Below are 24,971 nucleotides of genomic sequence, written 5' to 3' on the forward strand. Positions count from 1 at the left end.
CCCGCGGAGCGGGATACCGCGCGGCAAGCCGCGCGGTAGTAAACGGCTCCGCTGACGCTCCGCCAAATTCCCTCGCAAGCGAGGGAAGCGAGGGAATTGAATTCCGCAAGCGGAATTCTGACAGAATGTCAATTCTCGCAAGCGCGAATTGTAGGAGTCCCGCAAGCGGGACTCCTGAAGCTGACTAGGAGGGTCGGTGCATTACGCGCGGGCCTGTGTAGCGTCTGGAAACCCAAGCCACACCCCTGTAGTGGAGTTGACGGACCATCCGGTGAACGGGTGCCGGCCCTGCCGAAGAGACGGGCTCCGCTGCGCTCCACCCGAACACCTCCCCCACTCCCGCAACCTGTGCGCCCCACCCTCGAACCATACTCCAATAGCATGTACTCCAACCGGTCTGTCATGGGGCGTGAACTGCCGGTGCGTCATCTGGCGAACCAACCTGATCTAAGAGTGTGCATCACTGTGATGCACTGTGTAGAATCTGGGATCTGACAGCACCACCGCCCGGCCCCCCGCGCCACTCAGTGATTCCATATTCTGACCGCGCGCCGCATTCCGCGAAAAGGAGACACGGGAATGGCCCGTGAAACTGCGTGACCACCAGATCGAGGCCGTGAGCGCCATTGTGCGCGGTCTCGATGTCCCGGCGGGCGGTATTCCTGCGGATGGCCTGCGCGGGCAGGTGCACGCTGCGTGCGGGACGGGGAAGACCGTCATGGCCGCCGCGGCGGCGAAGCGGATCGTGCCCCGGGGGCGCGTTCTGGTGGTGGTGCCGACGCTGGAGCTGCTGTCCCAGACGGTGCGGGCGTGGCACGAGGCCGGGCATACGGGGCTGGCGGTCGCGGTGTGTTCACTGCAGGACGATCCGGAGCTGTGGAACCTTCGGGTGCGGTGCACCACCAACCCGATCCAGCTGGCGCTGTGGCACGGTGCGGGGCCGGTCACCATCTACGCCACCTACGCCTCACTGGGTGTCCTCGCGGAGGCGTTCGAGGGCGTCTACGGGCAGCAGTTGGCCCCGGTGGACCTCGCGGTGGTCGATGAGGCGCACCGCACGTCCGGCTCGATGGGCAAGGCATGGGCGGACATCCACGACCAGAGGGTCATCCCGGCGCACCGCCGGCTGTACCTGACGGCGACGCCCCGGATCTGGGAAGAGCGACTCAGCCGGGAGGTCGCCGAAGGGGTACGCGACCCGCTGCCGCGTGAGATGGCGGCCTCCATGGACGACGAGGCCGTGTTCGGGCCCGTCCTCTACAAGCTGTCCCTGGCGTCGGCCGTGTCCCGTGGCTTGCTCGCGCGGTACCAGATCATCGTCCTGGAGCTGAAGGACCCAGTCGTCACCCCCCAACGGCTGATGGGCGAGGAGCGACGCAGCGAGGAAGTGCGCGGGCAGCGGCTCGGGGCCCTGCAGGCCGCGCTCCTGCACACGATGACGCAGCACGGCCTGCAGACCTGCATCACCTTCCACCACCGGACGATCGAGGCACAGGCGTACGCGGAGGGCCTCGAGCGCGTTGCGGCCAAGCTGCACGCGGACCAGCCCGAAACGTACCCGAAGCGGATCTGGGCCAACTGGCTCTGCGGCGAGCACGACCCGCAGCACCGGCGGAGCGTGCTGGGCTCGTTCGGGACCACGGCGCAGCGGGCCGTCCTCTCCAACTGCCGCGTCCTCGGCGAAGGCGTCGACATCCGCGCCGTCGACTCCGTCGCCCTCCTGGACCCCAAGGGCGCACCCCACGACATCGTGCAGGCCATCGGGCGCGCGCTCCGGCAGAAGCCCGGACAGGGGAAATTGGCCTCTCTGATCGTGCCGGTTTTCCTGCAACCCGGGGAGCAGCCGGAAGACATGTTCACCTCCGGCTCATACCGGCCTTTGGTGAAGGTACTTGAGGGGCTGCGGGCCCACGACGAAGAAGCCGTCGAACTCCTCGCCATCCCCCAGGAGCCCCAGAAGAACGTTGCGCAGCCCTCCACGGACATCGGCACCGAGCCGGAAGAAGGCGAGGAAGAATCCCGCCTGCTACTCCGTTTCGCCGCCCCACGCGACCCGATCATGGTCGCCGACTGGGTGTCCTTCAACGTGATCGACACCGAACGCCAGGACTGGGCCCGCGGCTGGGCGGCGCTGAAGAAGTTCACCGAGCGTGAGCGTCATGCCCGAGTGCCGTATGGGCACAAAGAGGGCGCGACACCCCTCGGACAGTGGGTCGCAGAACAGCGGCGTGCGTATGGGGCGGGGCAGATGACCGGCCAACGCGCCCGGCGGCTCGAGCAGTTGGGCATGGTGTGGAGCGTCGCCGACGAACGCTTCCAGGAGAACCTCGAAGCCGCGAAGGCCTACTACGAGGACCACTGGACACTGTGCGCGCCGCGGACGGCGACCGCGCTAGACCGGCTCATCGGACAGTGGCTGTCCAACCTCCGCCGACCCGACGCACTCGCCGAACACCCCGAATGGAAGACGGCGCTGGAGGCCCTGGACGAGGACTGGAACCCCGAGTGGCCGGCGGAGTGGCAGCGGCACTACGCCGCGCTACGCGAGCTGCTGCGCGACGAGGACCAGACCGACGTCCTGCCCGGCGTCACAGTGCATGGGATGGACGTCGGGAAATGGCTGACCAAGCAGCGCCAACACGCCACCTGGACGACGCTGAAGACCGGGCAGCGCGAACGCCTCGAGGCCATCGGCATCGCCCCCCTGCCCCTCGATCAGGAGACGTCGGTGAAGCCGTCTAAGACGGCCTCCGGCGCCTTCGAGCGGGGCATTGCGGCCCTGGCGCAGTACAAGGAGCGAGAAGGGCACCTGACCGTGCCCAGGGGCCACGTAGAGACCATCGTGATCGACGGCCAGGAACACGCAATCAAGCTCGGCGTCTTCCTCTCCAACACGAAGTCGAGGCGGGCGAAGCTCACTGCTGAGAAGCTCCAGGCGCTGGCCGACCTTGGACTCAACTGGGCAGCAGCGTGACCGCCGTGAGCGAGGGGCGTCACTTGCTGCCCACTTCGACGGAGGTTGCGACACATCATGGGCTCGGGAGCCGCCACAGCTCGGTCCGCGCACGGGCCTGGTCCGCGGGGAACTTACGGACCAGGTGATAGAGGTTCTCGAAGTACTCCTGCCAGCGGTTCGGATCCGGCATCGCGTTCCCCGCCCGCTTGGCCCGCTCCGCCTCCACCAGCGGCCGCATCCCTTCCCACACCGAGACCACCGACCCGCCCAGATATCCGGAGACAGGCTCGATGTCCACCACACCATGCGCGACCAGAGCACCCAGGTTGTCGTAGAACCAGGCCAGCTCACGCACCAACTCCCGCTGCGCTTCCGGCACCCCGTCCAGCCCCGCCGACAGATCACAGTCCGGCAGCCGCTCATGCACGAACTGCCGCGCACCAGCCAGACGGGCGCTGCGATGCTCACGAAAGAGATCCACCAGCACCGGCAGGGTGTTGGCATGCTGCGCCAACCTCAACTGCCGCAACGACGCCCACCCGGACACCCCAAGCGCCACCACGGACACCATCAACGCCGCAACACCCACCACGCCCCCAAACACCGACCGTCACACGTTCTCGTCTTCGCCCAGCAGAGTCTCAGGCCTGTTGCCAACGGGATGTCTGAAAGCGAGCTCCGCAGTACGGTCGACCCGTGGCTACCTCAGGACGTGCGGAAAGCCGGGGCAGGGAATCCGCACGAGTGGAGACTGCACTCCGGGAGATGCTGGTGAGCGGAAGCCTCCAGGTAAACCAATCGCTGCCCACGCAACGGCAGTTGGCAGACGAATACGGGGTCAGCCGTGACACCGTGCAGCGCATCCTGGCCAAGCTCACCGAGGAGGGGTAGATCGCCTCCCGGCAGGGGAGCCGGATGTGGGTGGTCAGGCTGCCGACCATCGACCGGACCGAGGAACGACCCGCCGTTCAGGGCAAGGTCTCCCTGCGGCCGCTGATCGACCGTGCCTTCGAGCAGGCGGAGGTGTCCCTCGACGTCTTCAGCCTGACCTGCGAGACACTCCTGCGGCATCTCAAGAACCAGGCGGAACGAGTACACGCCGGGGAGATCGCCCCGCAGCCAGTGCGCATCCGCATGCTGCTGCCGTGGGAGAAGGAGCCGCTGCTCTATCCGAGGGCCAAGGATCCCGACGACCTCCGCGTGTGGGAGCGCTGGCGGGACATGGTTCAGATCAATGTCAACGAGCTCAGGGAACTGGGAGACGGGCTGCAGCACGAGGGTGTGGACATCGACATCGAGATCCACCGGATCCCCGCGACACCCCAGTTCAAGCTGTACGTGCTGAATGAGACCGAGATGCTGTTCAGCCCGTACGAAGTGGTCGAACGCCAGATCAGAGTCAAAAGCAGCGAGCGGCCCGTCGACTCGCTCGATGTGCTCGGCCTCGGCTCGATCCTGTCGTACCACCGTCTGGAAGACGACGAGGAAAGTCACGACTCGCTCTTCTTTTCTGCCTGGACGGAGTGGTTCAGGTCGAACTGAGATAGCTGCACGACCGTACGGCTTCGACACGAAATCGATCTGGGGGACTTGGCCGGGCAGGCCTGAGAGCGACCGCGACGACAGACACCTGAGCCACCCCGGGGTCAGGTTTCCGCACACACCTGTCAGGCTTGCGGCACCCCCACGCCCGCTACCCCTTGCAGATGTGCTTCCCAGCAACCAGAACAATCGGCTTCCGTCAGCCGGTGATGACCTGCCCGGGCTGCGCGGACGGCCGGGGGTCGGTGCGCGAACGCGGGGACTGCCGGCGGTGCATGGGCCGCGTCGACTCGGCCTCACGGTGCGTGTACTGCCTGCGCCAGGTGGAGCCTTCACAGCCCGAGGCGTGACGCTGGCGTCGTGCCGTCGTTGAACAGCACGACTCCATACACCGGGCCCCGGGGAGGTCGTCTCCCCCGGGGCCCGTGATGTGTCCGGCAACGTCACCAGAATTCGACGGGCTGTGCCGACGGTGGCACAGCCTCTTGGTCATGGCCTCCAGGAACCCTGGGGGTTGCGTTCGGGCATGTGGCTGGGGTGAGCCAGTTGGCCGTTCGCCGCCTGGGCGAGCCAGGCGGCCCACCGCTCGATGAATTCGTCCAGATCCCCGAGAACGAGGGGGGTGAAGGGCCAGGCCACCTGATGCATACCCATGGTCGGACTGATGGCGGTTCGTGCTTCGTGGTGGGGGTTGAGGGCGTAGGGGTCCGTGGTGCCCGTGACGGGGCGGAATGGAGTGCTCATGAAGGCGGTCTCGAACCACTGGTACTGGCCAGGTAGTAGCCGTGGGTCGGGCCGCGGTGGTCGGCGCGCAGCGCGGCGAGCATGTCGCCGTAGTGGTCGGCGTAGAGGATGCCCTCGACCACGACGTGGAATCCGGCGTCCAGGGCGTAGCGGGCGGTCAGGCCGATCAGGCCAATGTTCGCCGCGCCGGGCCGGTCCCGCTCGCGAAGCACGATGCGGCGGAGATTGTCCTGTCCGACCACGGCCAGGCCGCGGCCGAACCTCTTGCGCAGGCCGGCCGCGACGGACGATTTCCCCCAGGCGCTGTTGCCGCGCAGCACGACCAGCCGGGTTTCTTCGGTGCCCACCATCACGGCGGTCACGCTACCGACGGCCGCTGACATCGCCGGGGGCGTTTCGGGATGGTGCCGACTTCAATGCCCGGACGGGTGACTTTTTTCCTCGCGCATGCGAGCGGGTATCTCAAGCGCACACACCCAATTGGCCTGATTCCCTTGGTACTTGACAGTGGTTTTTGCGTTATGTCTCGTTCCATATGTTTGGTTGTCGCTAGGCCGAAGCTCGGAGGCCAGCCGGTACGTGGGCTGTTTTCCACCGTTGCGATGTCTCACGAGACATCCGGGGTGGCATTGGCCTGGCTGGCGGATCGCGGTTCACGCGCTGTTTCTGGTGCCGATGCCTGCGCCGGGGCTAGGCCAAGTGTGCTGAGCACGTCCTGGGGTGAGGTGGCCAGTTGAGGCTGGTGGTCCAGGGTGGCCTGCTGAGCTGCGGTCAGTTGAAAGACGCTGACGGTCCAGTTCACTTTGACGATTAGCACGGCCCCAATGCGTATAACTGCGTTCTTCGTCGGCTGCAGTGAGGCGAGCACCGGACTAATGTTTTGCATCAGCGTCGCAGAGACGGCCGCGTCCTGGGCCAGAGAGGCGCCGGGGTCGGCGAGTGCCTCCCGCAAGAACGGCAGGATGCCCCGCTCCAAGAGGGCTTCGCGCCAGGCCTCCTTGGCTCGCGCCAGCTCCTTGCTCAGCTCGCCATGCGGTCCGGCCTCCAATGAGGGTCGGTTTCGCAGGGCAAAGGCCAGCAGGGCCGCGAGCGCGCCGGCTAGCACAGCCCCGGAGACCCACCCGGCAGTGATCATGGATTGGGCGGACTCCGACCCGGCATTGAATGACTTGAGGATGAGACTGGCGAGGAAAAAAATGCAAGTGGCGGCTCCGGCCAGGACGGCGACAGGAGCGGCGAAGAACGAGAACCCGCCGGATCCGTCTAGTGCTGCTGGCACCAGGATCCTTGCGTGGGCCTCTGGACGCACGCGCAGACCGAGCACGGCTGCGAGCAGACGACGAGGGTAGGACATTTTGGCCCATCGCTGTGCAGAGACGCCGCCGATCAGGCGGCTGTCCGGCTGTACGGCGTCCACGCCCTCGGCAACAGGGAGCTCCACAGCGACCGTGTCCCTCAGGCCGGGGTGACGAGTGGACCAAGCGGTGGATGGCGCCAGCACACGCAGTTCCTCGCGGACCTTCACGTAGTGCTGGTACTCGGTCGCCGCGGCTGCCGTGATGAGTGCGGTGGCGTTCAGCGCCATGGTGCGCAGCTGTTCGGGGTTGAGCCGCTGACCGACAGCGGCCAGTTCCGGGCGGTTTGGGGCGGAGCGCAGCGCCTCATCGAGGACCCGCTCGTACTCCTGGCGGTCCTCGCTCAGCAGGTGCTGCGGAACGCTCTTCAAAGTCCCTCCTCCCCATTTCCTGACCCTTGGTGCCATCGTGGCGTCCCGTGACCGTCCAGGCCAGGTCCCGTTCTGCCGGGCGGGTCGATGGACAGCGGCGCGCCTTCAGAACACGGGGGTTCTGGCAGTTGTGTTCGGTCCGCAGCGGGCTGCCCGGTGCTGGGCTCCTGCGTGCGAGCCGTCGCAGCAGACAGCCTGGGCGAAGACATCGGCTGGGCAGAAGGCAGCGAGTGCTCGTCCGAAGCGGCAGCCTGGACCAGACCCGCAGAAGGCGCGGGCCGGGGCTCTGCGAGGGGTGGAGGAGTGGACGGATCAACGGAGGTTGTGGCATCAGGGACTGGTGCCCCGCCGACGGGGCCAGCCGGGACATGCCCACCACCCTCCGCAGCCCCCTCTGCCGGATCGGCTGACTGCCGATCACCCGTCAGCACCTCATTCACCGTCTGGACACGGGTGAGTTGAGTGAGCAGCATGGGCGCCGACATTCCGACAACGAGGGCGGCGTACGCGCCGCTGATCTGTCCCGTAGTGCCGAACAGCACTGCGGCACCGGAACCCATCACGGTGTGCACGATGGGTGCGACAAGGTCAGTGGAGGGATCGAAATGCTCCCGAAACCGCGGCGCCTGCCTAGCCGACTGCAGGCAGGAGAGACGGACGGCCTGCCACGACAGGAATCGCGTGTACAGGTCCACGGCTCCACGCAGCAGGCCGCCCGCCGCCCCCAACACGATCAACGTCGGGACGTCCACGGCCTCTCCGGGGTGATGGCGCTGACGCCTGGCTGGGAACTTATGGACACCGAGAGAGCGTAGAGCGCAGCTTGAGCGACAGGGAAGGACTTGAGGGGACTCACCTGGCGGTCAACTCCAAGCCCTGAAGCCGGATTTGAATCTAGGTTGTCGTGCCTGAGGCCGGGACGATAGACGACCTTGGATGCCCTGAGGCAAGGGTGCGACGTGCCATCGCAACAGCCGGGCTACACGAGGGCCGCTGACGTCGCACCGGCTATGAGCCAGGGCTGAGACACACGCACACTGTGAAGAGAACACCTGCCGCAGCGTCGTCTTCAGCGGACACGCCTGCACGATCTGCCTCGCCCGGTCCACCACGGCCGGCCACCGGACCGCTCACGCGCCATACCTGTCCTTGTACCCCTCGTTCACCGGCCAGGGGTCGCCGCTCTAACCATCCCCGTACTTGGACGGGTGAAGCTGCCGAATTGGGAGAACTTCTGCGGGCGTTGACGCGTAGTGCCATGCACGAGACAGATCAACGAAGCGCATGTGGCGCTGCCAGGCCTGGCCGTGGTGGAAGTCGCGGCCGCCGATGCCGAGACCGCGTTCGCCATCCAGGAGCTGCTCGCCGCGCGGTGCGCGATTGCGCCGGCGGATCGTACGACCCGGGAGCCCGGCGAGCCAGGTGTGCGGCTGCGCTGCTTCCTGGACCTGCACCCCACTGCCCCCTTCGCCACCGCGTAGGGACAGATCAGTGGGCTCCCGCCCGCGCTCGGGGATCGCGGGGCCGGACACGGCCGTCAGCCGCCCCACTTTGACGGGCCTCTTCCCGGAGCCTGCGGGCCTGGTTCAACGAGCTCCCGGTTGTCCACATAGGCCCTCCACCTCACCGGTGGAGTACGACCAGCCGCGCCACCTCACCGACCGCCTTCACCCCGGACGAGACGCCCACCGCCCCCGGCAAGGGGGGCTTCGCGAAGTTGAGTTCGCGCACTGTCTCCGCTGCCAACAACTGGGACCGTGGGGTGAGTACGCCCGCTCTCAACTCCCCGGACCCCACGAGGATGTACGGTGCCCGCAGGTCGGACGGCTCACTGCCGACGACGACCTTCCTGACCACTGGCTCCACCACGATCGGCTCGACGATGACCTAGCTGCTGCGGGCGGTGGAAGGCGGGTCGGGCATACGGCTCAGCCCGTGCGAGCCCTACCGGGCCTGCCAGCTGGCCTCTGGTACGACGGGAGCCTCGACCACTCGGAGGAGGGCGTGAGTGTCCGACTACGCGAAGGCGAACCAGCGGACCGAAGAGCAGGCGAAGGCGCTGGCGGAAGCCGCGAAGCGGGTCATCGATGCGCAGCGCGAGGCCGCGGAACTGGTGCGGAGAGCGGGTGCGGATCTGCAGCCAGAGGAGCGTGACTGGTTCGGGGAACCCTGCTTGGGCCGGCTGGATCCTCCCCCGACCCCTCACGAATGCGGTTGCCCGGACTACAAGGGCGACGGCCACGAGCCTTGCCTGAACTCGTTCATCGATTTCACCGGTCCTGATTTCGGCACGGGATCCCCCCGCGTGACGTGTGGGCACCACAAGAGCCAGCACGCCGAGTTCTGAGAGAGCCGCACGTCGCCACACGAACACCCCCGCCCGAGGCCGGGGCTTCGTGCTTCCCGGAGGACTCGTCGCGCCGGCCTATGAGGCCCCCCGAACAGCACCGCTTCTTCCGTCGGGTTCCTCACCCGGGCCTTCGTTCCCGGCTTCCGTTCCGGCACCGGTTTTCGGGCCGCTCTGTTCGACCCCGGCGACCGGGACGACGACATCGCGCTGCTTGCGGCACGTCGTGGCGGGGTCACGTCGGTAGGCGAGAGGAACCGGCGCAATCCTGTGTAGCCGCGCAGGACCGTGGACTTGCCGGGGCCGGTGCCGACGGAGATGAGCATGTGCGGGGATTCGTGAGTCTAGGTCGACCGAGACGGTCTTCTCTTTGCGGGTGAGGGGAAGGTCGGCAGGCGAGCCTGCTACTCCGTTTGAGCGTGAGGCCTTCTTTCGCGTCCTGGTGTCGCGTGTCACTCTGCGATCAGTTGACGGTTGGGAATGGGGGGCCATGTCGTTTCAGTATGTGCCTGCGTTACCCGTCAAGCGGGGCGACGTTCAGGGCTTTGTGGATGTTGCTGCGGATCTCGCGGCGCGGATGGCTCCGTTGTGGACCGTCCCGGTGATCAACCTGCGGACGGGTGAGGCTGTCTCGGTACGGGAGCGGGTGAAGCATCTACAGAAGGCGGCCAAGCAGCTGCGGCAGGCGAGCAGTTCGGGGCACAGCTGGATCGATACCCGGCATGTCGAAGAGGACCCGAAGATGGTCGGTGACGCGCTGTGGGGCGAGTTCGGGCTGTTCACTACCGCGGCGCCGGTCACCGGTCCCGAACGGCCGCCCGCTCAGCAGGCGCTCGCCCAGGAACTGGCGGACGCCTGCGGGAACGGTCTGGGGCTGCGCCTGGACCTGGCCGGCATGCCGGTGGCGGAGGCTGCCGAGCGGGTGAGAGAGCTAGCAAAACGCAGCACTGTGGCGGTCGAAGCCATGGACCTCCTGCTGGACCTTGGGGCGATCGACAACGCGGCCAAGGCGGCTGAATACGGCGCCCATGCGGTGGCGGAACTGGGCCGACTGCGGCCCTGGCGCAGTGTGGTGCTGCTGGCCGGGGCGTTCCCGGCTTCGCTGCAGCAGCTGGTGCGCGATCAGGTCACACGTCTGCCCCGTCATGAGATACCCGTGTGGCGTGCGGTGCGGGAGAACGCGGGGCTGGATGAGCGGCTGGTGTACGGCGATTATTCGGTCGTGCACCCTGGTAAGCCGGCGCAGACGACGACGGGGCCGGTGACGATTTTGGGCCGGGTGCTGCACTCGGCACCGCAGGATTTCCTGGTGGTCAAGGGGCGGAACATGGCGGTGTATGGCACCGCCCAGATGCCGGCGCTGGCCTCCCGCATCACCAGTGCTCCCGCATTCCGCGGCCGGGGTTTTGGCGAGGGCGAGCGTTATCTTGCCGATTGTGTGGCAGGCCAGGAGTCGCCGGGTCTTCCCGAGCGGTGGATTAGGGCTGGGCATACGCAGCATCTGACCCAGACGGTGGAGCAGGTGGCACGGTAGCGGGCGGGCGGGCGGCCAGCGCGTGTTGGACGCGCTGGGCCAGGCGTGCCACGGGCAGGGCGTCGGCCAGCAGCTGCCACAGCCGGTGGCGGGGTAGTCGGCTGGTGCCGGTGTGCTGGCCGAGCGCGGCGAGTTCGGCCAGGACTTCCTCCCGCCACAGCAGACGGGCCAGCGCCAGCGGCTCGCGGGCCGGGTTGGGGCGTGCCGCGCGCACCACCCGCAGAGACGGCTGTCCGTCTGCGGATTCGAGCAGTAGCACGCCCCACCACGGTGAGGCGAGGGCTGATGCCTGGTGCAGGTAGTGGTCGGTGGTGACGAGCCAGGAGTGTTCAAAGACCTGGTCGTAGTAGCCGACCTGGCGCGCGAGGCGGTCCAGGCGGTCACCTGGGCTTTTGATTTCGAAGCCGGTCAGGCGGGGGGTGAGGACCGCCATGTCGGCACGGGACTCGCCGTTGCACAGGCCGAACTCCTCGCGCAGCACAGCGTTTTCCCCCTCCGGCTGCTGTGTGATCCACTCCCGCAGGCGGGGGCGGACGTCGGGGTCTCTCATCCGCTGCACGCGCGCACTCATCCCGGCACTCTAGAACCGATCAACCATCCCGGGCAGCACCAGTCCGGACGTGCGGATCGGCGTGATCTTCGCCCTCGAACGCATCGCCCGTGACCCGCCGGACGGCCGCGGGCCGATCACGGAAGTGCCATCTGCCTTGTGCCCGGACTCGGATGGGTGGCCACGCCGGCGCAGGGGCGAATCGTTTCCATGGCGTTGAGTACCGACTCCTATGGTCCCTGGAACTGGTGCTGTTCGGTGGGGTTTTGGAGAGCTGGCCGACGGTGGCGCCGACACGGGCTACGGTCGGCGCCATCTGTGATGCCGGCACGCTGGAGGTTGTTTTTGTGGTTGCTTCCGACCTGCGCAAGGTGGCCGATGCGCTGCCCGCATTGGCCTCCCGGCACGGGCTGCAGCTGATCTCTGCATCGGTGGGCGGTGACGCCGGGCTGCGGGCCGTCCTCGGCCAGGACCGGTATGACGCCGGTGGTGTTGCCCAGCTGGCCACGGCCTGTGGTGCCCGCATCCTGTACTGGGACCTCGACCACTTCGACGCGGACAACTTCGCTTTCCTGCCCACCGACGGCGAGGACGGCGAGGACGATCCGGCCCCGGCGGCGGGCAACGGTCTGTCGCCGGCGCTGCGGCAGCGGGCAGATACGTTGCTGGCTGCCGCGCAGCGCCATGACGGTGAGGTGGAAGCCGTACGGATCGCCTTCGTCGTGGAGGGCGTGGTCCACGAGTGGGAGATGTCTGCACCCTGGGCCGGTGACCTGCATGCACGGTGGGAAGTACTCGGAGACGACATCGACCAGGCGCAGCCCGCGCGGCCCGAGCTGGATGCGCCCGATCCGGCAGAGGTGGAGCGGATCGCCGCTCTGCTGCAAAAAATGCCGGCCATTATCGCGGCCGGCAGCTACGGCCAGCGGCGCGAGGCTGCCGACGAAGCATTCCCGGCCCCCGGCGGCGAAGACGACTGGCTTCATCACCGCCTGCTCCGACAGGCTCTCTCCCTCGCCCAGCAGGCCATCCAGCAGGATGGCGCCGACGCCTACCGCACCATCGAGAACACCCTGGACGAGACGGCCGCCCGGCTTCTTGAACAGGGCGTCCTGGACGACGTGCACGATGCGCCAGCCCGGCGGATCGTCACCACAGATTTCCTGACCGCGCTCACCGGCGGACACCGGCCCAAGCCACGGACCGTGACCCTGCTGCTGGGCCGGCCCGCCGTCAAGGACTTCCTCACCACGCAGAAGGCCGCCGCCAAACACCAGGTGCAGCCTGTCCTGCCGCTCTAGCCACACACCACCCGCCCGGCCCGGCCACGCTCAGAGCAACGGGTCCGCCCAGGCTGGTGTCCCCTGCTAGCGGGCGTGGTCGCTGCCCTCCAAGGCGGCTGCCGGTGGATTTCACTGGCGCCCCCCGGCGCGGGTCGCCCGCTCTCTCATCCAGCAGATACTCCTCCTGGGCAGCAGGGAACTCCAGCAGGCGGCGCGGGAGGTCGAGCATCACGCGTGGTGGGTGCGCACGGTGCACGAAGGCGGGCGGGACGAACTGGCCGCGTACTACGCGGGCGTGGGACCCAAGGAGCGCCTGCGGGCAGCCATGCTCAGGCTCTTCGTCGCAGCCCGCCGGCAACTCGGTGTCAAAGATGTGGATGACGTCGCCCCCGACGATCCCATCGACTCACGGTGAGCGGGCGAGCGCTCCCGGGGCGGGCGCTCGTCGGCGGCATCAGTCTCCTGTCCCGCCGGAGGGAACATCCGCACGATCGGGACGCCCCCGTCCACGCCGTCCATGAAGCGACCCGGCCACGTCATGAACCGTCATGCCGGCATCCAAGCCGACGCCACTGACACTCCCCCGCGCGATGGGCCGGCACGAGCGCGAGCGCCGCCGGCCGGACGTCGGGAAAGGTCAGAAGGAGACGTCGAAGTAGTCGATGTCGTTGAGGGCGACTTCGAGGCCCGCGGCACGCCGGCCGCCGTCCTTGAAGTACACCTCCTGCAGTCCTTTCGCGACGATGTCGCGCAGCTGCTGGTCGCCGGCGCCTTGTTCGCGGGCGTCGAACAGGCGGCGTGCGTACTCCGCAGGGAGGTGGACGGTCAGGCGCCGGAAGCGGCCGTCGTCGGTCGTGCCGACGGGCGCGCTGTAGCCGAACCGGGCCCTGGTCTCCACGGTGATCCCGTCGGTGGCGGCGGCTTTTTGGCGGCGGCGCTTGCGGATGAGGGGCTGCCAGCGGGAGCGTACGGCGGCATCGATCCGGTCCTGGATGTGCCGGGGCGGGTGCTTGCGGGCGCCGCGGCGGTAGCGGTTGACGGAGTCGGCGGTGATACCGAGCTCGGCTGCGACGGCCCTGGCCGTCTTCAGCTGTTTCATCAGGTAACTGATCTGCCCTTTGAGGGTCTTGGGCGGCTGTCTGGTGAACGCTTCCCGGCCGGCCCGCTCGATGGCGTCCTCGATCTCCCCCACCGGTTACTCTCCTTCGTCCAGGACGGCGTCGCCGCCCTTGATGTGGCGGGCCGGATTGAAGCCCTGCTCCATCAGATCGACCGCCCACAGCATCGTCTGAACGCCCTCCAGCTTGGCCAGGCCCGGGGTCGGCCCCAGACGGAAGGCGCCCGGCTGCGGCTTGCCTGAGACGGCGTAGGGCAGGAAGGCGAGCGGGCTGTCGCCCGGGCTTGGGTAGACGACACAGTCGGACAGCACCGCGAGCGGATACAGGCCCGTCAGCTTCACCATATTGGCCAGCTTGCGGTGCATGTTGACCCGGGCCTTGGAGATGACGGCGGCCCGGATGTCGGGCCGCCAGGTCGGCCGCTCGAGGGCCGGCCACCGCTCGCCCTCTTTGTAGTGGCGGCCCTGCGGGCGCTCCCGTAGCTTGCCCACGCCGCCCTTCACGGTCGCCTTGATCGCGGCGAGCACAGCGGCCAGGGCCGGATCGGCCTGCTTGTGTTGCTCCATCGCCGCGAGGAACTCGGTGTCGGTGAGGTCCTTGGTGACGCCGAGGTCGGCGAGGGTGTCGACGTAGGCGGTCTTGAGCCGGTCGTGCCAGGGATCCAGGTACGCGCCGGTCTCGCGGCGCAGGTACGCCTCGATCGGGGCGACGTTGTAGCCGAGCTCCTGGGCGTAGGCGATGGTGTGGGTCTGGTACCAGGCCGGACTGGTCGGGCGGGTGCCGTCCGGGGTGAACGGCGACGGTAGGCGCGGGTCCAGCTCGATGTGGGAGAGGTCGACCAGCCAGGAGCCGGGGATCTTCGGGTTGAACGTCGGGGCGTGGAAGTGGTCGGGGGCGGACAGGCCCACGGTGAGGCGGGCCGCGGCGGCGAGGAAGGCGGTGTTGAGGTCCAGGCCGACCGCGAAGGGCAGCATGCACTCCTCATCGCTCAGCGAGTCGACGTCGCGCACCCACTGGTACGCCTCCTCATTCAGGAACCCGCCACTCCAGCCGCCGTTCACGACCACGGGGTGCTCGGGGGTGGCCTCCGGCGGCGCCGGGTCCACCGGCTCCGTCCCCAGTGAGCCGGGGTTGTGCCCGGGGACCCAATTCCCGGTTGCCGGGTCCTGCACGGCACGGGTGGGCGGGCGCAGCGCCGTCATCAGCTCCAGGCCCGAGACGGCGGTGGAGCCGCGCGGGGTGATGACCCGCTGTGCGTAGACGCCGAGGACGCGGGCGATGTCGGACGGTTCCATCTCGGCCACGCCGGGCCAGGACCGCTCATCGAGGGCGTCCCACGACAAGACCGCGAGCTGCACGCACTGCCGCTCGCGGCCCTGCGCCTTGCGGTAGATCCGTGCCCACGGGCCGAACCCGCGCTGGGTGAGCTGCCACTTCGCCTTCGCGACCTGCTTGATGACCGGGTGGTCGGCGGGCAGGCGCAGGGAGCGGCGCTGCTCACGGCCTTCCAGGCGCTCCGGCAGGCCGAGTTTCACGGCGGCCGCGGCGGTGAGCACGATCAACGGGTCGGAGTCCTTGCCGTAGCGGTTGAGCTTCGCGGCGCCGAGGCCGGACTCACGCAGCGTCCACTCCACCAACTCAGGAATGGTGATGGCCGGGCACTCGAGCACGATGCCGTCCGTGCCGTACGCGCAGCCGTCACCGTCCAGGACGGCGAGCGGACCGTGCAGGAACCGCGAGTCAACAGCAGGCTGCGCAGCCTTCTTTTCGGTCGGGCGGCGCGACGTCACCGGGCGGCGGGTGGCCGGCCGTTCCGGCGCAACTGGCGCAGCGGGCGCCTGGATTGGAGGCGTCTCCACCTCAGGCACGGCGGGTTCCAGCGTGGCAGCAGCTTGTGCGGTGAGGGCTTTTTCTGCGGGCGCGGGCGGGGCGGGGGGTGTTGGGGGGGCGGGCGGCGGGGTGGTGGTGGGGTAGCGGTGGGCGAGGCCTTCCAGGAGGCGGCGGTAGGCCTCCAGGCGCTCGCCCCGGGGTTCGGCGCGGCCGGCTTCCCAAGCGGTGATGCTCGGCACGCGTACGCCGAGCGCCTGGGCGACGGCGGCCGGGGTGAGGCCGGCTGCCTCGCGCAGTCGTACCCGCTCGGCCGGAACGGGCAGCACGGTGCCGCCGTCGACGGCGGCGAGCAGCGAGTCGACCGCGGTGAACAACTGCGGTGGCTGGTCACTCATCTGCGGTTCCTCCTCGCTCACCGGACGCCCTGTCGGATCTCTTCGAGCCGGGTCATCAGTCGCTGGTAGCGCTGGGAGGCGGCCTGGGAGGAGTTCAGGCCCTGGTGCTGGGCGATCTGCCGCCAGTCCATGCCGCGGCGCCGGGCCTCGATGACCACCTGAGTCTCCAGCCGGTCCAACTGCTCGCGCATGCCTTCGAACAGGCCCAGTGCAGCGCCGACATCGGCGGGCATCACGCCCGGCACCTGCCCGTGATCGTCCTGCTGGCCAGCGGCGGCCAGCAGCCGCCCTATCAGGGATGCGTCCTGCTCCACATGGCGCGCGGCCGTGGCCTCGTCGGCGGGGGCGTGGGCCAGTGCGGACAGTCGCTCACGGGCCTGCTGGCGGGAGTCTCGTGGCATACGACCACCGTACTCCATACAGACAATGAAACAACGATCCGTTGTCCTATTGATGTCATGGGGGGATGACGCGCAGCCCGGGGAGCAGTGAGGGGCGCGCGCAACGGCTCTGCTGCGGCCCGGCACAGGTCAGCGCCCCGGAGCTGCCGGTCACCGGTGCCGTCTGCCCGCCCGGGACTCCCCCGATGTCCCCGCCGGCGGATGCAGCGCCCGCACGGCGGCGTAGGTGGTGAGGATGCGGTGGTCACAGTGGCGCAGCAGATGGGCCAGGTCCACGGGCAGTTCAGCATGGTGTACCACGGTCACGTCCGTGCCGGTGGAGTGGTGCAGGGCCATCAGGTCCGCCCATATGCCCAGTCCGATGCGGTGCGCGCGCAGGACGGTCATCCGGTGCACGGCCGCGGCCTTCAGGGGCGGCGCGCGCCGACCGCTCCTGCGCGGATGTGTTGCCGCGGGCCGCGCAGGACGGGGCTCTCAGGGGCTTGCCGTCGGCCACCGCGTGCAGGACGTCGTGCCACAGCAGCCGGTCGCCCCCGCCGACGGTGGGGTGGATGACGACCCGTCCCGCCGCCGGGTGGTGGGCGGCCAGCACAGTGCGGGTGAAGCGCACGTCGTCTGCACGGTCCACGACCACGGTGAAGGGCGAACGGCCCGCCGTGCGCAGCGTCTTGCGGGGCGGGCAGCGCCGGGAGGCGGCCGGGCCGCACGCCAGCACGTCCACGGCGATCTCACCGAGCGCGTTGATCGGGTCCAGCAACCCCACCGCAGTCCGCCTCCTCGTATTCCACTGGTACTCCCGCACACGGGCGATGAGCCGCGGGCCGCGTGCGGCCGGGCATCAGGCGGAGCCGCCCAGCCGGCCGAACGCCCACCGCAGCACCTCCCGGTCCACCCGTGGCCGGTCTGTACGGGACAGCGCCAGACGCACGTGGGCCGTGAGGCGGGCCCAGTCACGGAAGTTGCCGTGAGCGGCATGCTGGTCGGCGAAAGCGATGTCATCCGGGTCGGCGTCGGCCCACACCGGGTGGAACAGTGGGATCGTCTCGCTGACCTCGCCAGGGGTGAGGCGGGTGAAGTGCTGCCAGATGAAGATCCGCGATGACAGCATCGGCTCGCGGCGCAGCACCGTGTGGCAGCCCTCGCCGCCGACGAAGATGACCGCGAGCTGGGTTGCGGGGTCGTCCCACAGGTAGCGGAAGTACTCGAACGCCTCCCCGTTGAGCCACTGGGCCTCATCCACGAGGAAGGTGCGGGGGCGCTCGGCCAGGGCCGTCTTCAGCAGGCGGTCGAACTCACTGGGGTGGCGCGGCGGTGCCCCGGGCAGGTCGAGCGCAGTGAACAGCTCGTAGCGCACCGCGCGGGCGGTGGGACGGGCACGGAAAGCAAGCCGGCGGACGTCCTCGGCAGGTTCGAGCTCGCCCAGGCACATGTTGACGGCCAGGGTCTTGCCGAAGCCGGCCCCGCCGTGGATACACATCATCGCGCGGGCCGCGACCGTGTCGGCGATGTTCTCCCGCGCGGTGAGCAAGGCGCGGGTGGTGACCACGGACGCGTCTGGCAGATCGACGTACTGGTAGGAGGCCGCGCTCACAAGGCATCTCCGTCTTCATCGGTGGTGGGCTGTGCGGTCCGCCCGTCCGGGCCGGGCTGGGCGGAAGCGGAGTCACGGCCGGATGGCACGGGGGCGGGCAGACCTGGTCTGGCCAGCGCCGCCAGGGAAGCAGGGGTGCGCCACCCGGCCGGAGGCGCGGCGGGCGGGATGAGGTCCCGCAGCGCCAGATCCGACAGGTCGGTACCGGTGGCCCGGGCGAGTTCGGCCTCGGCCTGCGCGGTGGTCAGCGCGCCGAGCCGCTGCGGGGCGGCGGGCTGGTTCACGGCGGCGTAGCGCTCACGCTGGGAAGCCTCCAGGTCCTTCTTCAGGCGGCGGGTGCGGGCGGCCCGCGCTCGCCGTACGGCGCTGACCTGTTCACCGGTGGCCCGGTCGGCCAGGTCCGCAGGACCCAGGTAGCGGCCGGTGGCCGCGTGGTAGACCTCGATGCGGTGGTCGTGGTGGGGCATGAAACGGATACGGACCTGGATCCCGGCCTGGCCGGTCATCCACGGCCCCACGTAGTCGCGTTTCCTGAAACGGATGCCGCGGGTGGTCAGAGTGCGGGTACCGGCGTCCTCCAGGGTGAACGTCCACAAATCCGTGGCCGGCACGTCCCGCAGCGGGGTGGGATCGTCCTGCCAGGCCTCAAGCGGGGTCTTGCCCCGCAAGGGCACGGGCTGATGTTCGGTGTTCCACCAGAGCGTCCAGGCCAGCAGCCGGGCGGTGAACTCCTCGAAGCCGAGCAGCACTTCGTCCTTCGGACGGGAAGCCCGACCCGGCTCTTCGACGGGCGACCATGCTGGCCACGGTGGGAACCACTGCGGGCAGCAGGAAGCAGCATCCTGGCATCGGTGTCAGTGGTGACGATCCGGCATCCCGCGGCGACGCGTTCGGTGGTCCACTCCCTGAACTCTTCCGCCTGCCGGGAGGACAAACTCGCCAGCGGCTCGTAGGAGGAAGAGGGTGTCGGGATGGGCGAGGTACTCCTGTGCCGGGGTTTCGCCGAGCGGTGCGATGCCAAGGTGAGAGACGAACAGCCCTCCCCGAAAACGTTGTTGACCGTGCTGCTCGATTTGCAGGCACTGGGCCACTACCCGGCTGCTGGGCCTTACCTCGGCGGCGTAGCCACCGTTGATGCCCGACGAACAGTCAGAACACCTTGAGAGAGGCGGTGTTGTGCAGCAGGGGGCGCCATGTGGGCCCCGGCGCCGGGCAATCGGGCGCGTGGGGCCCTGGCCGAGGCCAGGGCCCCACGTTCAGACCCGTGCATCCAAGGACGCGACGTCGCTCCAGCCGGACAATCAGGCTCGGCCTTCGCCATCTTCATCGCCCGGAAGTCGACGCCCGTCGGCTACGGGATCATGCGAGTTCTCGCGGCTCATCCGGAACGACCGCCCGATGCTCCTGCCCGGATACGTGCTGCTTCGTCGGACGAGCCTCAAGTTCCCGCTGCCTGGCGGCCAGCGCCCTCGCCAGCATCTTCGCCCGGTAGGGGTTCGCCGTGCTGAGGGCCTGCGCCACTTCCACGGCCTCGTCCAACAGGGCCAGCCGCCGCTCGGGCAACTCCCGCACCAAGGGTGAGCCGCTCTCCTCCACCAGGACGTACGCCAGCTTCGATCCGTACACCTCCGGCTCGACCTGTGCCAGAAGACGGTAGATCCACAGCCCCTCGACACCCCGCACCACCCGCCGGTTGGCACTGAGCAGCCTGACCCTCGCCAGCACAACCATGTCCTGATCCATCGATCCCCTTCGTCCCGTCCCCCCGACCAGCGCATGTCACACGGCGAGACAGCACAGCGAACGCACCGGCAGCCGATGACGGATGCCGACACGTTGGCCGGAGTGGATGACGACGAGTCTGCGGGCACGGCACCACCCGCAACAAGACCGAACAGGCGTGCGCTACGTCCTACCGAAAGCGCCTTTGAACAGGCATGATGGACCTGACACTCACTCAAGCCCCGTCCGCAGCCCACCCGCCAGGACCCAACGACACCATCCGAGCGTCAATCGGGCGCCCCCCGAGACGGAATGCCCTGGCGCATCTGGCCTGCCATGACCGCGCGGACGCGCTGCCGGTGTATCTGCGCAGCTTCCAGTGCCGGATGCAGGGCTGTGTGTGGCATCCGCGTCATCGCAGCTGTGCCGGGCGGGTGCTGCTGGCCCTGACCCGTGACCGTAGCGGCCACACCTGGAGGCCGGCCGACGCATGTGCGGCCTGCGCGGCGGCGACCTGCCATACCGCCGTTGTGCCGGAAACTCCGCCCCCGAGGCCAGCTGGCCGGTGGAAGCTAATCTCCGCTGCCTCGGGCCCGGCGGTCCAGGAACTCAATCAGCCGTGTTTCCGAACGTGCAAGACTCTCCCGTTGTTCACCAGCAAGCGAAGCGAGGGCGTCGACCAGGACCCGCTTTCGCGGGACGTGCACCATGTTGCCGGAGTAGATCCGGCAACTGGAACACCAGGCGAGTCCGATGCACCGCTCGAACATGGAGGACTCGGGCGGATAGAAGCGGTACTGGTACGAGCGGACGGGCGTTCCGCAGGCGACACAGATCCGACGGTCCCCGTCAAAGACCGTGTCCCAGGTCCCGACCTTGCGCCAGTGCTGCCGCCCGGCCGGTGCTCTTCAAGTCGTCATGCCCAGCATTCTCTCCCGCATCGAGTCGCTCGGCACAGACGTCCCGGCGAAGCTGGGGCCGGAGCAGACGTCTCGGCACGCATCGCCGCAACGGACGCACCAGGGCCGCGCGCTCACCACCGGCCTCGCCGACCACCAACGCGCAGACGGCTGGACCCCACCGGCCTCCATCAGCTGGTGTCTGAACGGTCGGACTGCTTACTCGTCGATCACCGAGCCGAAGTGGGCGCCGTGGGCGTTGCCGCCGAGGGTGGCGGCGCCGTACGAGCGAGAGCCGTCGGCGAGCAGCCCGTCCCTGCTCGCGGGCAGCAGCCACACCGCGCCGTCGCCGGCGTTCTCGTCGGGCGCGGCGGCCACGAGCTCGGCCCGGCCGTCGCCGTCGGTGTCCACGAGCCGCACCTGGGCGCCCCATGCATCGCCGGCCTCGGCGGTGCCGGGGATGCCCGGCGTGTTCTGGTCGAAGTACTGGGCACCGGTGCCGGTCAGGCCCGTACCGGAACCGCGCAGGAGCCACACCGCGCCCGCAGCGGCTTCGCCGTCCGCGTCCTCGCCGGGCGCGCCGACGGCCACGTCGGCGTAGCCGTCACCGTCGACGTCGGCGACGGACAGGTCATTGCCCCAGGCGTCGTCCTGCTCCGCCGCACCGGGCACGCCCGGGGAGTTCTGCGACCACCACTGCGGGGCGGTGCCGCTTCCCTGGGTGCCGGCGGGGCCGTCCTGGCCGCCGTAGTAGACGCCGACCAGGCCGCCGGGCGCGTCCGCGTCACCCGTGGTCTCGTCCACGGCGCTGAGCTGGCCGACGACGAGGTCGTCGTAGCCGTCGCCGTTGATGTCACCGGAGGCCGTGCCCAGGCCGCCGTGCAGGTCGCGCCGGTAGCTCAGGCCTTCGGTCCCGCCCGCGTAGTAGGCGGACCAGCCCTTGGCGTAGTCGTCGTCGGGGCTGTAGCCGGAGACGACGAGGTCGGCGAAGCCGTCGCGGTCGTAGTCGCCGGTGGTCAGGTAGGCGGCCTGGAGGGTGTGACCGGTGGAGTGCGGGGTGCCGACCTGTCGCAGGACGCCGGCGTGGTAGGTGAAGACGTGCAGGCCCACCTTCTGGTCGAGGACGACGAGTTGGTCGGCGTCGATGTCCCCGGAGAACCGGGCGGCGGCCACCGCGAGGCCGAACCGGGCGCCCGCGGTGGGCTCGGCGGCGGCGACGCTCGCGGTGCGCTCGGCGCCGAGGCCCTCCTTGGACCCGTACAGGACGGTCACCCGGCCCGCGTCCTCGACGGTGCCCTCGTCCTCGCCTGGCGCGCCGATGACCGCGTCGTCAAAACCGTCGCCGTCCAGGTCGCCGGTGGCAAGGGCCTGCCCGAAGCGGTCCCCCCTCTCCGAGGTTCCGGGCACGTTCTTGGTCGACTGGCTGACGACCTGGACGCGGCCCTTGGGCACGGTGGTGTTGGTGCCGATGCCGTTGGGGGCGCCGTACTGGACGGTGACGAATCCGGCGCCCTCCTTGCCGTCGACGGCGCCCTCCGGGGCGCCGGTGAGGAGGTCGTTGTAGCCGTCACCGTTGAAGTCGCTGTTGCGGTCGGCGGCGGAGGTGCCGCCAGGAACGCCCGCGAACGCGGTCGGCGCGGCGAGGATGCCGGCTCCCGCCAACAGCAGGAAGGAAGCCGCCGCGACGGCCGCGGAGCCTGCGGTACGACGGGTGGTGCGCGCGGCGATGCTCATGTGTGTTTCCCCCGTGGAAAGTTGATGGCCAGTCAGTCACTAATTCAGTCGGTCAGTTGGCTGGTCCTGGTGCCAACGCAGGGTTCGACACGAGGGGCATGGCACAAGTTGTGGGGCCCACGCGGGCTGTGACACGCCGGTGACATCCGTTGCGGCAGCCGGACACACGAGGGTGATCGGACGCCCACGAACGTGAGCAGCCCGCACCCACCCTGCGGAGCACCGCTTGACGGCACGGCAGGCTCCCGCCAGGACGACAATGCGCAGGTGCCGTCAGCCGACGGAACTCCAGATCGTGGGCGGATCTCGCCAGGCGTCCGGCCGAAGCGCGGTCGCGGAAGAACCACCGTCGGCAACTCGCGTCGGAAATCAATGTCGGTGAACGGCGGCTTCATGGCACCGGCTGCATGAGGTCGCGTCGAATAGTCAGCCACGAGCCCCATGTGTACGAGGGGTTACGGCCTGAACGGCGTCGCGCGGCGTCCGGCTGGTGGCATCGACCCGTTGCGGGCGCCCGCTTGCCAGGGACGTTGTCAGTGGTGGCAGGCAGGATGGCACGTATGACCACACCAGCTGCAGTGATCGTGGATGCCGCCGCCTACTACGCGGGCGGCACGTCCGTGCTGGACGACGACTCCTACGACCGGCTGGTGCGAGGCATCGCCGCGTGGGAGGCCGACCATCCCGAGCAGGTGCTGCCCGACTCGCCGACGGGGAAGGTCGCCGGCGGCGCCGTTCAGGGCGATGTCCCGCACACGGTGGCGATGCTGAGCCTGGACAACGTGTTCTCACCGGAGGAGTTCACCGCCTGGACCGCCTCCCTGGCCCGGAGGATCGGCCACGACGTCGAGCGGTTCAGTGTCGAGCCGAAGCTGGACGGCCTGGCGATCGCGGCCCGCTACACGGGCGGTCGACTGAGACAGCTGATCACGCGCGGGGACGGGACGGCCGGGGAGGACGTCTCGCACGCGATCGGCACCATCGAAGGCCTGCCCGACGAACTCGCCGAACCGGTCACCGTCGAGGTCCGGGGCGAAGTCCTGATGACGACCGCCCAGTTCGAACATGGCAACGAGGTGCGTACCGGGCACGGCGGGCAGCCGTTCGCAAACCCGCGGGGTGCCGCGGCGGGCACCCTGCGTGCCAAGGAGCGCGACTACACGGTCCCGATGACGTTCTTCGGCTACGGCCTGCTGCCCCTGCCCGACACCGAGACGGAGCTCGCCGCGCAGCTGGGCGAGCTCGCGCACAGCGAGCTGATGGCGCAGGCCGCCGCGTTCGGGATCAACACCACCGCGACCACCGCGATGCCCGGCATCACCGCGGACACCGTGGATCAGGTGCTGGTGCGGGTGCAGGAGATCGCCGCGCTGCGGGCGGAGTTGCCGTTCGGGATCGACGGGATCGTCATCAAGGCCGACCTGGCCGCCGACCAGCACACGGCAGGATCCGGGACACGGGCCCCGCGCTGGGCGATCGCCTACAAGCTGCCCGCCGTCGAGAAGATCACCCGGCTGCTCGAGGTGGAGTGGAACGTCGGCCGCACCGGCATCATCGCCCCCAGGGCCGTCCTGGAACCGGTCGAGATCGACGGCGCCACCATCACCTACGCCACCCTGCTTCTGTAGGGGAGACTCGGCTCTGTGTGGCTCGTCAACTCTCAAAAGATGCAGCTCAGATGCTTATGTGGCTGAGGTTGTCGAGTGCCACAGCTGTCGTGCAAGTGAGCTGTGCTCACAGAGCGATGAGCGCGCCTCTTCCGGAGCGACCAACGCGCTCAAGTCGTATCGGTCTTGGTCGCGACCTGGCTCCGGTGCCTACAAATAGCCGTACCCGGCTCGGGTTGCGGCAGTAAGTTGTGACCGATGACCGAATCCCTGCCGTCCGGCGGCGCTGTTCTCGACGCGGACGAACTGGACGCCCGCTGGGCTGACACCTGGCGTCCGGAACAAGTTGTCGAGCGCTTGGATGGGGTCGGTGTGCCATGGTGCATCGCGGCGGGTTGGGCGCTGGATCTGTTCCGCGGGGAACAGTCGCGGCCGCACGGCGATCTGGAGATCGCGGTGCCTGCGGCGGGGTTCCCCGAGATTCGGCACCGCTTCCCCGAGTACGTGTTTGACGCGGTGGGTTCAGGGCGCGTCTGGCCAGGGGCGGGGGCTGCGGAGCTGGCGGCCACGCACCAGACCTGGCTGCGGGATCCTGCGAGCGGCCAGTTCCTGTTTGACGTCTTCCGCGAGCCGCACGAGGGCGGGACGTGGATCTGCCGGCGGGACGAGAGGCTGCGGCTGCCGTACGACGCGATCATTGAGCGAACGACGGACGGGGTCCCGTACCTGGTTCCGGAGTTGGTGCTGCTGTTCAAGGCGAAGGCACCGCGGCCCAAGGATCAGGCGGACTTCGACGGAGTGCTGCCGCTGCTTGACCCGGCACGGCGGGAGGTCCTTAGCGGGTGGCTGGGGCTCGTGCACCCCGGGCATCCGTGGCTGGCGAAGCTAGCGGGGTAGCAAGAGCCGCGCCCAGGAGCAATGGCGCCTCCCCAAGTCTGGGGAGGCGCCATCTGTTTTGTTTACTACTCCACGAGGTGCCCAGCGCACTGTTG

At 68.9% G+C, this 24,971-nt stretch carries 21 protein-coding genes and 3 pseudogenes; 11 read left to right on the forward strand and 13 right to left on the reverse strand.

The window, feature by feature from the left end:
- Window positions 1–586: 586 nt before the first annotated feature.
- Window positions 587–2,974 carry a Helicase associated domain protein gene (locus ACFY10_RS49365; protein ID WP_390671961.1) on the forward strand — a complete coding sequence of 796 codons (2,388 nt, stop codon included), beginning with the start codon at window positions 587–589 and terminating at the stop codon, window positions 2,972–2,974.
- Between the two features lie 55 nt (window positions 2,975–3,029).
- Here ACFY10_RS49365 and ACFY10_RS49370 read toward each other — a convergent pair whose 3' ends face one another.
- The gene (locus ACFY10_RS49370) at window positions 3,030–3,548 is read right to left on the reverse strand and encodes a hypothetical protein (protein WP_390671962.1); all 519 of its coding nucleotides are present in this window, start codon (window positions 3,546–3,548) and stop codon (window positions 3,030–3,032) included.
- Between the two features lie 152 nt (window positions 3,549–3,700).
- On the opposite strand from ACFY10_RS49370, the gene ACFY10_RS49375 reads away from it, so the two are divergent.
- Both ACFY10_RS49375 and ACFY10_RS49380 read left to right on the forward strand, forming a co-directional pair.
- Window positions 3,701–3,847 carry a GntR family transcriptional regulator gene (locus tag ACFY10_RS49375; protein WP_390671963.1) on the forward strand — a complete coding sequence of 49 codons (147 nt, stop codon included), beginning with the start codon at window positions 3,701–3,703 and terminating at the stop codon, window positions 3,845–3,847.
- Window positions 3,848–3,877: 30 nt separating this feature from the next.
- Window positions 3,878–4,498, forward strand: a complete 621-nt coding sequence (locus ACFY10_RS49380) for a hypothetical protein (protein ID WP_390671964.1) — start codon at window positions 3,878–3,880, stop codon at window positions 4,496–4,498.
- A 489-nt stretch (window positions 4,499–4,987) separates the two neighbouring features.
- Here ACFY10_RS49380 and ACFY10_RS49385 read toward each other — a convergent pair whose 3' ends face one another.
- From ACFY10_RS49385 to ACFY10_RS49395, 3 genes and pseudogenes are all read right to left on the reverse strand, one after another.
- Window positions 4,988–5,242 (reverse strand): hypothetical protein, encoded by a 255-nt coding sequence (locus ACFY10_RS49385; RefSeq protein WP_390671965.1) that lies wholly within the window; start codon window positions 5,240–5,242, stop codon window positions 4,988–4,990.
- Between the two features lie 29 nt (window positions 5,243–5,271).
- Window positions 5,272–5,592: pseudogene (locus ACFY10_RS49390) on the reverse strand (kinase); the annotation flags it as partial.
- Between the two features lie 257 nt (window positions 5,593–5,849).
- Window positions 5,850–6,968 (reverse strand): hypothetical protein, encoded by a 1,119-nt coding sequence (locus ACFY10_RS49395; RefSeq protein ID WP_390671966.1) that lies wholly within the window; start codon window positions 6,966–6,968, stop codon window positions 5,850–5,852.
- 1,253 nt (window positions 6,969–8,221) lie between these two features.
- Here ACFY10_RS49395 and ACFY10_RS49400 point away from each other — a divergent pair.
- The 4 genes and pseudogenes from ACFY10_RS49400 to ACFY10_RS49415 all read left to right on the forward strand — a co-directional run bounded on the left by ACFY10_RS49400 (window position 8,222) and on the right by ACFY10_RS49415 (window position 10,849).
- Window positions 8,222–8,449, forward strand: a complete 228-nt coding sequence (locus tag ACFY10_RS49400) for a DUF6207 family protein (protein WP_390671967.1) — start codon at window positions 8,222–8,224, stop codon at window positions 8,447–8,449.
- A gap of 218 nt (window positions 8,450–8,667) precedes the next feature.
- Window positions 8,668–8,859, forward strand: a pseudogene (locus ACFY10_RS49405) (pectate lyase); the annotation flags it as partial.
- Between the two features lie 117 nt (window positions 8,860–8,976).
- The gene (locus tag ACFY10_RS49410; RefSeq protein ID WP_390671968.1) at window positions 8,977–9,315 is read left to right on the forward strand and encodes a DUF6422 family protein; all 339 of its coding nucleotides are present in this window, start codon (window positions 8,977–8,979) and stop codon (window positions 9,313–9,315) included.
- Between the two features lie 490 nt (window positions 9,316–9,805).
- A complete protein-coding gene (locus ACFY10_RS49415) occupies window positions 9,806–10,849 on the forward strand; it encodes a hypothetical protein (protein ID WP_390671969.1) in 1,044 nt (347 codons plus the stop codon).
- Here the strand turns inward: ACFY10_RS49415 and ACFY10_RS49420 are convergent.
- Window positions 10,794–11,420 (reverse strand): sce7726 family protein, encoded by a 627-nt coding sequence (locus ACFY10_RS49420; protein ID WP_390671970.1) that lies wholly within the window; start codon window positions 11,418–11,420, stop codon window positions 10,794–10,796. The genes ACFY10_RS49415 and ACFY10_RS49420 overlap by 56 nt on opposite strands.
- Window positions 11,421–11,647: 227 nt before the next feature.
- Between ACFY10_RS49420 and ACFY10_RS49425 the strand changes: the two genes are divergently transcribed.
- Entirely contained in the window at window positions 11,648–12,700 is a 1,053-nt protein-coding gene (locus ACFY10_RS49425; protein ID WP_390671971.1) for a hypothetical protein, read from the forward strand.
- Window positions 12,701–12,923: 223 nt separating this feature from the next.
- Window positions 12,924–13,097: a hypothetical protein gene (locus ACFY10_RS49430; RefSeq protein ID WP_390671972.1), complete on the forward strand. Its 174-nt coding sequence runs from the start codon at window positions 12,924–12,926 to the stop codon at window positions 13,095–13,097.
- 222 nt (window positions 13,098–13,319) lie between these two features.
- Here ACFY10_RS49430 and tpg read toward each other — a convergent pair whose 3' ends face one another.
- The 8 genes from tpg to ACFY10_RS49470 all read right to left on the reverse strand — a co-directional run bounded on the left by tpg (window position 13,320) and on the right by ACFY10_RS49470 (window position 22,372).
- Window positions 13,320–13,874, reverse strand: a complete 555-nt coding sequence (gene tpg, locus ACFY10_RS49435; protein ID WP_390671973.1) for a telomere-protecting terminal protein Tpg — start codon at window positions 13,872–13,874, stop codon at window positions 13,320–13,322.
- A gap of 3 nt (window positions 13,875–13,877) precedes the next feature.
- Window positions 13,878–16,025 carry a telomere-associated protein Tap gene (gene tap, locus ACFY10_RS49440; protein ID WP_390671974.1) on the reverse strand — a complete coding sequence of 716 codons (2,148 nt, stop codon included), beginning with the start codon at window positions 16,023–16,025 and terminating at the stop codon, window positions 13,878–13,880.
- Window positions 16,026–16,042: 17 nt separating this feature from the next.
- Window positions 16,043–16,426, reverse strand: a complete 384-nt coding sequence (locus tag ACFY10_RS49445; RefSeq protein WP_390671975.1) for a hypothetical protein — start codon at window positions 16,424–16,426, stop codon at window positions 16,043–16,045.
- A 150-nt stretch (window positions 16,427–16,576) separates the two neighbouring features.
- Window positions 16,577–16,813, reverse strand: a complete 237-nt coding sequence (locus ACFY10_RS49450; RefSeq protein ID WP_390671976.1) for a hypothetical protein — start codon at window positions 16,811–16,813, stop codon at window positions 16,577–16,579.
- 451 nt (window positions 16,814–17,264) lie between these two features.
- Complete coding sequence (locus ACFY10_RS49455) at window positions 17,265–18,017, reverse strand: AAA family ATPase (protein WP_390671977.1); 753 nt, start codon at window positions 18,015–18,017, stop codon at window positions 17,265–17,267.
- On the reverse strand, window positions 18,014–18,766 hold the full coding sequence (locus ACFY10_RS49460) for a Mu transposase C-terminal domain-containing protein (RefSeq protein WP_390671978.1): 753 nt from the start codon (window positions 18,764–18,766) through the stop codon (window positions 18,014–18,016). Before ACFY10_RS49460 ends, ACFY10_RS49455 begins: the two co-directional genes overlap by 4 nt.
- A gap of 610 nt (window positions 18,767–19,376) precedes the next feature.
- Window positions 19,377–19,760 (reverse strand): hypothetical protein, encoded by a 384-nt coding sequence (locus ACFY10_RS49465; RefSeq protein ID WP_390671979.1) that lies wholly within the window; start codon window positions 19,758–19,760, stop codon window positions 19,377–19,379.
- A 1,097-nt stretch (window positions 19,761–20,857) separates the two neighbouring features.
- On the reverse strand, window positions 20,858–22,372 hold the full coding sequence (locus tag ACFY10_RS49470) for an FG-GAP and VCBS repeat-containing protein (protein WP_390671980.1): 1,515 nt from the start codon (window positions 22,370–22,372) through the stop codon (window positions 20,858–20,860).
- A gap of 551 nt (window positions 22,373–22,923) precedes the next feature.
- Between ACFY10_RS49470 and ACFY10_RS49475 the strand changes: the two are divergent.
- Together ACFY10_RS49475 and ACFY10_RS49480 are read left to right on the forward strand one after the other, a co-directional pair.
- Window positions 22,924–23,991: pseudogene (locus tag ACFY10_RS49475) on the forward strand (NAD-dependent DNA ligase LigA); the annotation flags it as partial.
- A gap of 246 nt (window positions 23,992–24,237) precedes the next feature.
- Window positions 24,238–24,876, forward strand: a complete 639-nt coding sequence (locus ACFY10_RS49480) for a nucleotidyltransferase domain-containing protein (protein ID WP_390671981.1) — start codon at window positions 24,238–24,240, stop codon at window positions 24,874–24,876.
- The last annotated feature ends 95 nt before the right edge of the window (window positions 24,877–24,971 follow it).

The sequence above is a fragment of the Streptomyces sp. NPDC001401 genome, assembly GCF_042895385.1.
Lineage (GTDB): Bacteria > Actinomycetota > Actinomycetes > Streptomycetales > Streptomycetaceae > Streptomyces.